This window comes from Planococcus sp. TJ-307 (genome assembly GCF_058268435.1).
This window is the reverse complement of record NZ_JBZDOJ010000001.1, coordinates 940,869-954,573: the sequence shown is the minus strand read 5'-3', so window position 1 is coordinate 954,573 and position 13,705 is coordinate 940,869. Positions and strand designations below refer to the sequence as shown.

Sequence of the window (13,705 nt, the reverse complement as noted above, 5' to 3'; positions counted from 1 at the left end):
CTTCCTCCTGCTCTTTAGTGGAAAGTCAGCGGCAACACAATAATAAAGACGCTACCCTGTCCTTCTATGCTGTCGGCCCAAATCTGTCCTTTGTGGGCCAAAATAATTTCTTTAGCAATTGCCAAGCCAAGTCCACTGCCTTTATATCCGGCTGAACTGTCAATTTTATAAAAGCGTTCAAAAATATGAGGCAAAGCTTCCTTGCTGATGCCACAGCCGTTGTCGGCAACCCGGATCACCAGTTCTCCATCAGCTTCTTCGGCAAGCACCGCCTCTTTGTTATTATTAGCCAATATTTCCATAGACAAGGTAATCTTTCCATCTTCCGAAGAAGTATGTTTGACGGCATTCCACAGAATATTGGAGACAACCTGATCGAGACGATCTACATCAACTGCGAGAAACAGACTTAGCATACGATCTGGATTTTCTGTACCCAAAAATTCAAAAGAACGGCCGCTCTGCTGAACATCTGATGCCATCAAATCCACAAGCCGTTTCAACCAGTCGAGCACTTCCTTTTCCTCAAAACGCAAGGTCATATTTCCCGCCTTGTATCGGGTCAATTCGACAAGATCCTCGGTAAGACGTTCCAACAGCAACAGTTTTTTATGAATCATATCCAAGTATTTTGGATTGTTTTCCTCGATTAAACTTTCTTTCACCGCCTGAATATAACTGTGAATCAGTGTAATTGGTGTTCCCAGTTCATGGGAAATTGCTGACAGCATGTCATTTCGGGATTTCTCGATTTCCTGTATTTCATCGTTTACCGTCAACAGGTTCATATTGGTAATTTCGAGGGCCATGGTCCGTTCTTTGACGTTGCGTTCAAGAAAATGATTCATGTTCGTGATTTCCTGTGTCAATCTGCGCATATTTGCTAAGGTTTCGATTCGCAGTAAAAACTCTTCTTTATCGCAAGGTTTTAACAAGACATCATTGGCACCGGCTGTAAAGGCCTCCTTTTTTTCCTGAAGGCTGTCGACATTTGATAACATGAGAATCGGCAATTCTGTGAGGGTAAAGTCTAAACGAATACGCCGGCATAGATCATCACCTGACATGTCCGTTAAATAACTATCCATGACAATTAATTCCACTGGCTTTTGCACTAGCAGTTCTAAAGCTCCTTTTCCATCCGCTGCACCAAACACCTGATAGCTTGCTGATGCCAAGTGATCCAATAAGGCCATACGATTAATTTCTTCAGACTCAATTACAAGAATGTGCAAATCTTCTTTTGTAGCGCGCTGTTTTATGATCGAATCTGCCAGCTTAGATGCTGTCAATTCCTCTATTTCCAAATCAAAATCATCCAAAGATTGTGTAGTTTGCTCATCGATATGAATCGGCAAGTTAAAGCTAAAAACGGCACCATCGCCGGCCTGTGATTGGACTGTTAATGAACCACCTTGCAGTTCAATTAAGCTTTTGGTAATCCGCAATCCGATGCCATGGTGGTCCAATGGCAAATCCGATTCAAAAAGTGAGGGAATCCGTTCTGCCTGAACACCTACTCGCGTGTCCCTAACCACGACTTCCAGCTGATGTCCTTGAACGTGTGCTGAAACAAAAATCTCTCCTTCGTGGGTATGCTGGATCGCATTTTCGATGAGGTTATACAGAATCTGTTTTACACGTTCCGGGTCAGCAGCCACTTTTGGCAGTGAATCTGGAACAGTGTGGTAGAGCTTCACAGCCTTTGTCTGCAATAACGGCCGGCACATCGCTAAAACACGATTGCATAAGTCATCCATCACTACTGACTGATCTTGAGACCCCGCAGGAGGCTGTTTGCGTTTTGAAAAGTCGAGCATTTCGTTGACTAAATGTTCCATATTTTTACTGCTTGCTAACAGTTCTGTTAATTGGTGTGCCATTGCAGGAGGCATTTTTTTCAACTGAGATTCTTGGAATGACTCCGCGATATGAATCATGCCTGCCAGCGGTGCCTTTAAGCTATGTGATGCAAATGCCAATAATTCATCTTTTCTTTTATTGTCGTTTTTCAGTACACTAATTTCCATTAAATGAAGGTTTTTCGTATTGCGCTCCAATTGCTCTTCATGTTTGACCGCCGTTTTCTCTTTTGCGAGCAACGATTTCGCAGTAAACAACAAACTAACCGCACTGGCAAAATATAAGCCATAGTAAATATTTTTTTCATAGGGCAGTACTGAGCCTGCAGTAAGAAATGCAATCATGATGACTGCTATAGCCAACAATAAGCCTAATGCGTAAGATGCAGTATACGTATTGACTGTTTGGCTAGCATACAAAGAAATACAAAAAGAAAAAACGAAGGATAAAAGCAAGAAAAAGCCTAGCAACAAACTTGAAAATTGAACCGATAAATAAGAAACTAGGAGAGCTAACAACACGAAAGTTGTCATGATTTTACTAACTGCCGGCAGCCATTTTAATAACCAAGCACTTCCCAAAAGATTTTTTGTAATAAGCAAAATTGAAATACTGGCTATTCCAACTAATACTCCAATCACTCGGTTGTTCCACCACCCGAGTTCCGGCCAGATGATGGCCCAATTCAATCCGGTACCGATTGAAAAAACAGCCAGTGTCGACAATGCCAACAAAAAGAGATAAAGGAAGTTCTTTTGACGATAGTTGAAAAACCATTTGATGCAGTATGCCAAAAACAATATGCTTAGTCCGCCCAATAGCCCGAATGTTGCACTTGCCTTTCGCGTCTGTGCTGCAAATGCTTCATGTTCCCAAATCGTCAAAGGAAAATACATCGCTCCCTGCGATTCAACTCGCAAGAAAAACGTTGTTTCACCTTGCGCCAGCGGAAGCAGCTCAAACACTGGATACTGATAGGGATTCGCTTGTTTAGCGCCTGCAACAGCATTTCCCAAGGAAGTACTGGAAATGGATCCCGAGGGTTCCAGTGAATACAAAGTCGCTTTCTCAATGGAGGGATTCGACAGTTCGAGGAGCCATTGTTGATTGCTGCTCTGATCTTCAACAGTAAAACGCAACCAGTAAACAGCAGAAGTCAAACCGCCATTGGCGATTTCATTTTCAGTAGAAACGAAATTCCAGTTATGCGGAGGCTGCAGCAAATCATTTAGTTCCAGTACACCTTTTTCATCCTTTAACATATACAGATGGGTTGTAAGAGGTAGCTCTGCAACGTCGCCATTTAAAATGAATCGATTAGCTTCAGCCGTGGCCGCTTCTACAACAGGAAGATAAAAGAAAGAAATCCATAAGGCAAAATGTATTCCAATAACTACAGAAATTCCACGATAGGACTCTTTCACCTTACTCACCTCAATTATTTAAATAATCAGTAATTTTAAGATAATTCAAAGCGCAACTAATTGTATTAAAAAATGCTTCAAAAGACCGTGCAATTGAAAAAAACAGCCCAAACGAGGCATTTATATTAATATAATAACCATTTTATGTATTTTTAATAGGTTTTATGATTTAACAAAATCATACCATTTTTCTTATCGAAAGAAAACTTTTTTTATTTCTGAAAATTCAATTACTGATTAATGCCTACAAATTGCACACAAAAAAGTATTGATAGTCATTGCGCTTTATTATCGAAAAAACCATCCGCATTGAAATTTCAATGCGGATGGTTTTTATTGTGTTTTATTTTTTGGGAGCCAATTCTACAGCTTGCCGCAGCGCTTCGACTAAACTTTTTTCATCAGCAATTCCCGTGCCTGCGATGTCAAAAGCCGTTCCATGATCTACGCTGGTTCGGATGATTGGAAGACCGACGGTAATGTTGACCCCTGCTTCCAACCCCAGAACTTTAACTGGTGCATGCCCTTGGTCATGATACATGGCAACTACAATATCAAAATCTCCGCGGACTGTCCGGAAAAACAACGTGTCCGCAGGCAAAGGCCCTTGTACATCTATGCCTTGTGCAATCGCTTGTTGGACAGCCGGAATAATTTTTTCTTCTTCTTCGCCGTTTCCAAATAAACCATTTTCTCCAGCGTGCGGATTAATGCCGCAAACCGCTATTTTAGGGTTTTGTATTCCAGCTTTTGTTAAGGTGTCGTGGGCCAGTTGAATAACATGCAAAACACGTTCAGGGTTAATCATTCGGATAGCGTCAATAATTCCTACATGCGTGGTCACATGGATCACTTTTAAGTTTGGCGCAGAAAGCATCATGGAGTAATCTTTTGTCCCAGTCAAATCCGCTAATATTTCAGTGTGGCCCGGATACATATGTCCGCCTTTTTGCAATGCCTCTTTGTTAAGGGGCGCTGTACAGATCGCGTCAATTTCCCCATTGTTCGCTAAAGAAATCGCTTTCGACAAATACTGAAATGCCGCGTCGCCAGCAGCAGCTGAAACTTCCCCAATCGGCAAGTCAGCTGGCAATAGATTTAAATCCAGACAGTCAATTGTTTCTTTATCAAAGAGTGCTTCAGACGGATGCCCTATGTGATTAATGGTTTTCGTGCTGCCAGTAAATTGTTTTGCCCGTTCTAATATTGCTGCATCTCCTATGACAAACGAACGGCTTGTGTCATGAACGATGTCATGCTCAAAGCTTTTTAAAATAATTTCTGGTCCAACGCCTGCAGCGTCCCCCATCGTGATTCCAATAATCGGTTTGTTTGCGTTCATGTTATTCCGCTCCTTTCAAAAATTCAACAGCATTGACCAACGATGCAGGATTTCCAAATCCTCCTGCTTTTGTAACTGCGATTAAATCTTTCCCGTTCCATTTTACCATTCCAAGCGGAAGCCCTGCTTCAATTTCAAAACGAAGTTCCATATCTGCAACACCGATTTCCTTGCAAATGTCCTTGGCCGTATCGCCGCCCGTCATTATAAGAGCACCAAATCCATCTTTTTTTAATGCTTCATCCACGAGTTTCCCTAGACCTTGGGAGATTCCTTTGCCAGTCTGATTAGGAGTCCACTCTTTAAGCAACCCCCATTGCTTAACTTTATCTCGATTTTTTTGAGAAGGATCTACATATATGACGGCACTATCCCACTCACCAGAATGATGGAAGTTTTTAATTTTGTTGGCTTCTATTTCAGGATCTTCAAGTAATTTTGCCGGGTCTATTTCAATCATCAATGTTTGTGGCCGTCGTGCCAAATTATTCAATTGTTCTTTTGTCTTTCCTGACAGGCTTCCGGAAACCACCAATACCTTGCCGTCACTGCCGGCTGGCAGTTTAAGGTCTTGCGGTTTCCCATCCACTGAATACAAATAATTGATCAGTCCCGCTGAACCTGCCCATCCTATTTCCACATCCAGTTTGTCTTCCAGCGATGCAAGCTTCACAAAGTCTTCTTCCACCACCGTATCGCAAACAATCCATTTTACCCCCTCAGCTATTTGCTGCTGCACCCACTGCTCCGGGTTTTCCCCCGTTAAGATTTCCTGATTTAAAACTGCAGTGGAAATATTTTCGGATGCCAATAAGTCTGGGATATAACTGTGCAACACTGGTGTTTTAGGATCATGGCCAAATTCTGTTTCAGCTACTGGAATCTCATTTACATAAAGGATGCCTTCTTTGACTGTGCGCCCTAGGCTTGGAAAAGCCGGTGCGATAAAAATAACTTCTGCCTCAGCCCGGTCGTGCAATGCTTTTAATTCTGCCGCTACACTGCCGCGAAGTGTTGAATCCACTTTTTTATAAAAAGAAGTTACCCCTCTTTTTTTCAACCGGTCGATTTCTGAAGAGACGATTTCATAAGCATCTTTTGGCTCCATAGCCCGACTGTCTGTATCAACAATCCAGACATCTATATCTTCATTTTGATTTTCTTCACCAGCCAGTATTACACGAGCTTTTAAGCCTTTTTGTGCCAGTCGGACACCGGAGTCGTTGGCTCCTGTAAAATCATCTGCAATGATGCCGATTTGAGTCGCCACTACTTGTCACTCCTTCAACGCTTCTTTTCTGACTATTTCCCCATCAGTAAATTCAAAGCCTTTCTTTTCAATGCGTCTTACTAAAAATGCAATATAGATTGGCAACAGTATCGCCGTTGTAACAGTCGAAGCTGCTACTTGAACTGTCGCAATATCCACTACCGAAGAGAAGCCTGCACTAGCCGCAGCTATTGCTGCAGGTGTAGCCACTGCATTTCCGGCAGTAGAACCTTCCGCTGCTCCTACAATCGGATTCCACTTTAATGCTTTAAAGACGAAGTAACCCGCTGTACCTGTCAAGAATACAGTCATGAGACCAAGCACAATTCCTCCTAGTCCACCAGTAATAATAGCATTAAAGTCAATTCCCATCCCTAAAGCAAAGGCAAAGAACGGAATCAGCATTGAACTCCCTTTATCTAAGAAAGTGCGCATATCTTCATCCAGGTTACCTAAAATCATACCAATCAAAATAGGCAAGAGCACAGCAATAAAGGAAACTGGTGAAAACAGCCCTTCAACAAATCCCATGGCTCCAAAAATCGTCAATGCCACCATGGTCAAGAATGGACCATCATTAAGTGCCAGCAAGGAATATGCTGCCCGATCTTCCTTGTTCCCATATTGTCCCACTAATGCAACAAACAAACCGCCATTGCTGTTTGTCATTGCGGCAATAACAGCAATTGGCGCAATACCAAGCCACAAGCCATTGTCTCCAGCAAACATATAAGCTAAAAGTCCGAACAATGCCCCGACAATCCATTTAGTTGCAAGCAGTGTGCCACCTTTTGCTAATGACACCCCGAACGTTTTTACATTGATCTGAGCACCCGTACATAACAGAAACAAAGCAATTAAAGCGTTTGCACTATCTACAAATAAAGCTTGCGTAAACCCGCCAATTCTCAGTAAATCAGGGGCTATCGTATTGATTGTTGCTGCCAGCAATAGGGGGACTACCATCATTCCGCCTGGAATTCGTTCCATGGTTGCTTTAATTTTCATTTCTTTCCCTCATTCCGTTTTTTTATTTTTCTAATTAAAGATAACGCTTTCATTTACACTATAAAAATTTAAGTATAATAAAGCAACACCTTTTATCGTAAAATATTTAATTTCAGTAAAGTAGTTTAAAAATGCAACGTTTTTAAACTATAAAAAAACGCAAACTCATTTTTTGAGTTTGCGCCATAAAGTAGCACGGTTCATTCCTAAGCGTTGAGCCGCTTTTGTTTGGTTAAAGTTTTCTTCTATCAAAACTTTCTCTATAATTTTTTGTTCAATTTCTTTTAATGTTTCATTTTTTTCTACTGTCAACGTAGTTTGCTCAGGCTTCACTTCAGAAACAAAAGGCAAGTCGTGAAGCAAATTTTCCTCGATAACATATCCACTTTCGGCCAATGCCAGTTTTTTTATATAAGCTTTTAAATCGTTTGTATTGCCTGGCCACTGCATGTTTTTCAAGTAGTCAACCGCATTTTTTCTGACTTTAATCGGCTGCGTTCCCAATTCTTGATGAAATTCCATGAGAAACTGCTGAACCAATGTTTCAATATCTTCTTCCCGCTCCTGAAGAGTGGGCAAGTGTATGCTAACCGCTTCATCCATTCCTAAATCACTTTTCAGCTCCTCAAAAACTTCCTGTTGCGAGAAGATTACTTGCACATTTTTTTGTTTAGCAATTGCTAAAACCCGCTGAAGTTCTGTTACTTTTTCTATTTTGGGAACCTGGTTGAGATGAACAAATGCGGTATCAATTTTCGTATTCGAAAAGCTCTCTTCCACTTGATCGAGTTTTTCAAGATCCACTGAAACAAAAAAACCATTTTTTTTATGAACAGCATGAATATAGCGAGCCAGCTCTTTTTTGCCAGAACCTGCTTTCCCAATCAAAATTATGTTTTCTTTGGCCATCACTGGTTTTTCTACCAAGTTTTTAATCCGCTTCATGGCTGTACTTTCCGTTACGATATAAGGCAATTGATGGATTTGCTCGATTGTGATATCCGGATACGCAGTCAAAAGGTCTTCAAAAAGAATCATCGCTACTTTTTCTTCCTGCTCTTGAAATAAATCAACTCTAATTTGGAAACTGTCTACAGTGCGGAAAATAGAATTGCCGGTTTGGAATGCTTGATCGACAAGCTCAGCCCATTCATTATGAGAAATTGGACATCCCGAAAATTTAGACCAATTTTCAAAAATAACGTCTCCTTGCGCTGTTGCAATTAACATGTCCATTTTTCTGGCTCCTAAAAAATGTCGCATAACATTCACCAAACGCTGGCTTTTTTGTTGGTAAACGTATTGCCTGCGTGCCTCTTCAAATGCTTCCATAATGGATTCCCGGCCCGATTGAATCAAAAAACCGCCCATTCCCAGTCTTTGGGCAGCAGCAACAGTTACCACATCTCCTAAAACTATCGTGTGTTTGTTGTCTTTTAATGACTTTAAAACTGCATCCACTTCGGTTGCATCCTGTATGGTTATAACCGTCATATCAATTTCCAGCAAATTGATGATCGAGGCGGCTCCAAGCGTAATATTTGTAAAGCCAACCAAGGCTTTTTTTTCCTTTGAATGCCCCTCTGTCAACATAATCGTCCTTAACAAATCATAGCCAGACATGTGTACATCAATAACCGGAAGAGAAATTGCATTTCGAATCATTCCAGCTGTCCCGCCGCGGCTAACAATCAAATCATATCCTAAGCGTTCCATTTCTTTAGCATACTTTACGCCTTCTTCTAAGTTTCCAACTTTTGTCTCAACCAGTAAATCGTCTTGTTTCTCTGCTAACTCTGCTATCATCGAAACCATAGCTTCATACGGGGAAATAAAACCGACTTTAATTTTTTGCATATAAATTGCCCCTCTTTATGTACCTTTTACTCAATTATAGCAACCACATTCCGCGTAGGCTATTTCCCTTTCCTAAATACGCCATGGACGATGAAGCAACAGTTTGTGCACATAAAAAACATGAGCCTCTTTGGCTCATGTCAGACTTACGTGGAATGAATTTTTCTCCTGATGCTTTGCTTTGTACATCGCCATATCCGCACGTTTCATCATGACAGAAATGGAAACTTTCTCAGGAGGCGCTAAGGCGATCCCCATACTAATCGAAATTTCCAGCGATAGTCCATCTACTTCAATCGGTTCTTTCATGGCCTGGTAAATCGTATCAGCAATTTCTGCAACTTGTTCTTTCGTTTCAGTGTCCGCCAACAAGATGACAAATTCATCTCCCCCTAAACGGGCAGCCATATTCTCCCCATGGATACAGCTGTTCAGCCGGAAACCGAACTCTTGAATGACCGCATCACCTGTTTCATGCCCCCATTGATCATTGATTTCTTTGAAATCATCGATATCGAGAATGAGCACTGCTAAACTCTTCTCATGCTTCTCATTCAGCTCAAACTTTTCAGCGGCGTATTCCTGAAAATAACGGCGATTTGGCATCTCGGTCAGCGAATCAAAATAAGCAAAATGCTTGAGTTGGCTTTCGTACTCTTTTTGAATTGAAATATCCCTTGCGATCATTACCATATGGTTAAAGCTTCTATCTTCTCCATAGACAGGTGTTCCATTGACCTCTGACCAAATCCAGCCTCTCACTGGATGCTGGAAACGAACTTGCACGAGGTAAGGAGAAGCATTTTGGGTCGACTGTTCAAAAGCTTCACTGATTATTGGAATATCTTCTGGATGAACATTAAAATAAGGTTTCTGTTCAACAATATAAGCTGCTCTATAGCCAAAAATTTCTTCAGCCGATGGGGACACATAAAGATACTGCTTATGATGATCCATCAATAGGATAACATCGTGGACATTTTCAGCAATGATTTGGAAGCTCTCTTCTCTTGCTTTATAAAGGCCAGCGATTTTGTCCAATTCCGTCATGTCTTTGGCAATCATATAAAAACCAGTGATGTTGTTTTTCACATGTATGGGAACGAACTTCACGAGACAGCCTGCTGATGCACCGGATTTATTCATGAAATCAAGGCGGCAGTCTTTACCGTCTCCCAAAACCGAAAGATGAAAATGTTCGTTTGCCTGTTCTTTGTCTTCAGGAACTACGAAATCAATAAAACTTTTCCCCAGCAATTCATCCACAAAATACCCGCTTAGCTTATAACCCGCTGAATTGCCTCCTGTAATCCGACCACTGAGATCCACTGTGAAAATGGCATCAGCGTTGCTGTCGAACAAAGACCGGTATCGTGCACTGCTCTCTTCAAGCTGTTCGTGAATCGCTTCATTGTCCAGCATGGCCATTTTTTCATCCGTAATATCTTTTACCGAACTAACAATATGAGTGCATTTTCCCAACTCATCAAAAAGAGGAACCATAAGAGTTTTCGAATAAAAGAGTTTATTGGTTATGGAATAAAACGAGTCTTTATAGCTCATGCTGTTGTTTGTTTCGATCACTTCCATATATTTTTCAGTTAAAAATTTAGCCATAAATTTGGAATGTACTTCATCGAAGGTTTTTCCAATCGAAGCATCACTTAACAAAGTCTTTTCCAATACCGCACCGTTTAAAAACTCATAAGTGAAAGAACAACCTTCATTAACTTTCACAACAAATACCATTTCTTCGATGCCTTCCATCAATACACGCGCAAAAGATAATGAAGTTGCTTTGCTCACCATGACCTTTCCCCCTGATCACTTTGTAGAAAATCACTTTTAAATCAGTCTTAATATGATGGATAATAACGCCAAATCAAGACTTTTAGCCTAGCAATCATCCGAAATTTTCTAAAATATTTTTTATATTATATCAATAGACCATATTCATAGCAAACTTTTTTACCAGTAAAAATCCATTCTCCTCTAAAAGTTCTTTCTGTGAATCAGACGCTTAGTTGTATATAATAAATCGAAAAGGGGAAATACCATGTGCCTCATCAATCTGCAATTCAGGAAACACCCCACATACAAACTAATCATTGCAGCGAATCGAGACGAGTTTTACGCACGCCCTGCAACAGCAGCTCATTTTTGGAACGATGAACCCCATATTTTAGCTGGTCGAGACTTGACGGGAATGGGTACTTGGTTGGGTGTCACAAAGCAGGGACGCGTTGCTGCATTAACAAATTTTCGAGACCCGACCAATTTAGAATCAGGTTTTTTATCCAGAGGGGCAGTGGTCAAAAACTTTTTGGCAGGCACAAATTCTCCAAAAGAATACTTGCAAACAATAAATCCAAAACAGTATGCCGGATTCAACCTGATTATCGGCGATGCGGAGCAGCTTGTGTACTACAACAACATCCAGGAAGAATTCTATGAAATTCCACCCGGAACACATGGACTCAGCAATCACTTTCTGAACACCCCATGGCCTAAGGTAACCAAAGGCAAAGAAAAACTTGCCGCCTATATGAGTGAAACCAAAGAAGCTGATCTGGAAGAAATTTTTGCGATGCTAATGGACGGAGAGCATGCTCCGGATACCCACTTGCCAGACACGGGTGTCGGACTGGACCTTGAGCGAATGCTTTCTCCTATGTTTATTAAAACACCCGATTACGGTACACGGTCTGCAACTGTCGTACTTGTTGCACATGACGGCACCCTTACCTTTGCCGAAAGAAACTATGAAAAAGGTCAGTTTAAGGAAGACAGTTTCTTTGAATTTAAAATAGAATAACAAATGATGGGAAATTTTAAATTCAATGCATAATAAAGTCAGCTAGTGTATGATCTGAAATAGGATCATTCAGTTTAAAGGAGTGTTTTTATTGGCTCAACTAAAAGAAACAGAAGATGAATTTGATTACATTCCGGATTTAGAAATTTTTGAACAGACCTATCAAATAGACAAAGTTGTCAAAACAACGTCTTTGTACACGATAAAGCTGATTTCTGGTAAAGACACACCCGATTTTTGCCGGGAGGTTTTATTGCTTGAACACGCACCTGCTAAGGAAGCCCGGTCTTACCTTTGGAAACACAAAGTCAACGCCAATGATACCCAACTTGAAGTAATGCGAAAAATCAACACTGCTTTGGAGAACCGTAGCCAAAATGAACAACAATAACTCACCAAGCCAGCCAATCAGAAACACAAAAAAGAACATTCACAAAAGTGCATAGCCGCTTTGTGAACGTTCTTTTATTTTCATGATACAAATGCAAAACAGATTTTACTTTTACTTTCATCATTCCTTTGCTTTCAATGGAATCCAAATTTCAGAAACATACTCTTCGCTGTAAGGATCTCCTTCCGGATAAAGTTCCAGTTCGGCGGTTCCGGCATTCTCAAATTGATTGGATGGGAACCATTCGGAGAAAATCTGCTTCCATACTTTCGGCATCGCGTCCGGCATCGCGCCATGCACTTCGAAGACTCCCCATTTTGAAGCAGGCACTTCCAACATAGAGAATCCTTCAGGTGCATTGTTTGTACTGGCAGCAGCAATCCAATAATCCATAGTCGCACCTTCTTGATAGTCCGCGCAGATCCCCAGCAAACCTTTGATTTCTCCGTTGTTCCAACTGGCTATAATGCTGCTCGTTCCAGACTGATTCAGTTCTTGCCACATATGTGGGATGCCTGTCAGGTTTTCTCCAGCCTTTAGCAAAAATTGCCGTTTAACACCAACAACCTGAAAACTTTGTTTTTCCACAATTCGATATTTCATCGGTTCTGCTCCTTTCAAATTCACCTGGATCACCAGGCGGTTAAAAGCTTGCAGCTTTCCCAAATTCTTTCGGGCTTCACTCGGTGTAATGCCGTGCTGCCGCCGGAATGCTTTTGCAAAAGCCTCGGGAGTGTCGTAGCCATATTTATAAGCGATGTCGATGATTTTTCCATCTGTAGCTGACAGCTCCTGCGCCGCCAATGTCAGCCGTCTTCTGCGCAAATATTCAGCCACGGAACAATCTGTTAACAGGGAAAAGGTCCGCTGAAAATGAAAAACAGAAGCGTTTGCCTGCTTAGCAATCTGCTCAATCGTAACCGATTTTCCCATGTGTTCCTCCATATAATCAATGGCCCGCTGCAATGATTCCACCCATCCCATTGCTTTCACTCCTTTAATCCATTTTACCAAGTGCGAAATAGTCCTTCCTGTCTATTTATGCTCACTGTGGACAGTCCACACAACACCAAAAAGGCATTCGCAAATGCCTCTAAACATTTTACGAATGCCCTAAGCCTCTATATGCATTTCCGACCACATGATAGGATTGGCACGATTTTGTTGGAAATGCGGCAGCTCCTATTCAAACGAAACGCTCATGCTCTCAAACAACCGTTTGTATTCCGGGTACCAATGCTCCCACTCCAATGTTCGTTCGATCCCTTTCTTGTCAAGAAGCGCTTCCAGAACATCCAGGCATACATGCCAGCCGGCTACGTCTTTAGGCGTGTGGTCTGTCAGTGAACTGATGGTTTCTACCATCCGCAGCCGAGTTCCATCTCCATCAGAAGTTAACTCAAACAGCACATGGTCTTTGCCCCATTCAAAACCCAATCGTTTTTTCTCTTCAAAATCGGTAATTGCCATTTTCTCAAAATTGCCGTGACCCATATCAAACGAAAAATGTCCGTCCACGCCTTGCTGTTCAAGTTGCAATCCTGAAAACCACCGATGAATTTTTTGATTGTCCGTCAGCATTTGCCACACGGACTCTGGTCCATGAGCCAAGTTTCGATTGAAAGTCGCCACGTATCCTTTTTCGGTTTGTGTCACTTCTGCAATCATTGCAATTCCTCCTCAATGGATTTTTTCTCTTATTATACCCCTTCAAAGAGAATGCAATCGTGCGAGA

At 41.4% G+C, this 13,705-nt stretch carries 10 protein-coding genes; 2 read left to right on the top strand and 8 right to left on the bottom strand.

The features are described 5' to 3' along the window. Nucleotides 1–14: 14 nt before the first annotated feature. From AC4EHK_RS04580 to AC4EHK_RS04555, 6 genes are all read right to left on the bottom strand, one after another. Entirely contained in the window at nt 15–3,287 is a 3,273-nt protein-coding gene (locus AC4EHK_RS04580) for an ATP-binding protein (RefSeq protein ID WP_490977604.1), read from the bottom strand. Between the two features lie 343 nt (nt 3,288–3,630). Next, entirely contained in the window at nt 3,631–4,629 is a 999-nt protein-coding gene (gene pdxA / locus AC4EHK_RS04575; protein WP_490977603.1) for a 4-hydroxythreonine-4-phosphate dehydrogenase PdxA, read from the bottom strand. Nucleotide 4,630: 1 nt separating this feature from the next. Next, nucleotides 4,631–5,899, bottom strand: a complete 1,269-nt coding sequence (locus tag AC4EHK_RS04570; RefSeq protein ID WP_490977602.1) for a four-carbon acid sugar kinase family protein — start codon at nt 5,897–5,899, stop codon at nt 4,631–4,633. Between the two features lie 6 nt (nt 5,900–5,905). After that, complete coding sequence (locus AC4EHK_RS04565) at nt 5,906–6,907, bottom strand: 2-keto-3-deoxygluconate permease (protein WP_490977601.1); 1,002 nt, start codon at nt 6,905–6,907, stop codon at nt 5,906–5,908. A 165-nt stretch (nt 6,908–7,072) separates the two neighbouring features. After that, nucleotides 7,073–8,764, bottom strand: coding sequence for a sigma-54-dependent transcriptional regulator (locus AC4EHK_RS04560; protein WP_490977600.1), 1,692 nt, complete (start codon nt 8,762–8,764; stop codon nt 7,073–7,075). Nucleotides 8,765–8,899: 135 nt separating this feature from the next. After that, nucleotides 8,900–10,573 carry a sensor domain-containing protein gene (locus AC4EHK_RS04555; RefSeq protein WP_490977599.1) on the bottom strand — a complete coding sequence of 558 codons (1,674 nt, stop codon included), beginning with the start codon at nt 10,571–10,573 and terminating at the stop codon, nt 8,900–8,902. A gap of 247 nt (nt 10,574–10,820) precedes the next feature. Here AC4EHK_RS04555 and AC4EHK_RS04550 point away from each other — a divergent pair, with 247 nt between their 5' ends. Further along, entirely contained in the window at nt 10,821–11,579 is a 759-nt protein-coding gene (locus AC4EHK_RS04550) for an NRDE family protein (RefSeq protein ID WP_490977598.1), read from the top strand. Between the two features lie 91 nt (nt 11,580–11,670). After that, nucleotides 11,671–11,970, top strand: coding sequence for a hypothetical protein (locus tag AC4EHK_RS04545; protein WP_490977597.1), 300 nt, complete (start codon nt 11,671–11,673; stop codon nt 11,968–11,970). A gap of 120 nt (nt 11,971–12,090) precedes the next feature. Here AC4EHK_RS04545 and AC4EHK_RS04540 read toward each other — a convergent pair whose 3' ends face one another. Together AC4EHK_RS04540 and AC4EHK_RS04535 are read right to left on the bottom strand one after the other, a co-directional pair. Continuing rightward, complete coding sequence (locus AC4EHK_RS04540; RefSeq protein ID WP_490977596.1) at nt 12,091–12,954, bottom strand: AraC family transcriptional regulator; 864 nt, start codon at nt 12,952–12,954, stop codon at nt 12,091–12,093. Between the two features lie 198 nt (nt 12,955–13,152). Further along, on the bottom strand, nt 13,153–13,638 hold the full coding sequence (locus AC4EHK_RS04535) for an SRPBCC family protein (protein WP_490977595.1): 486 nt from the start codon (nt 13,636–13,638) through the stop codon (nt 13,153–13,155). Between the last annotated feature and the right edge of the window lie 67 nt (nt 13,639–13,705).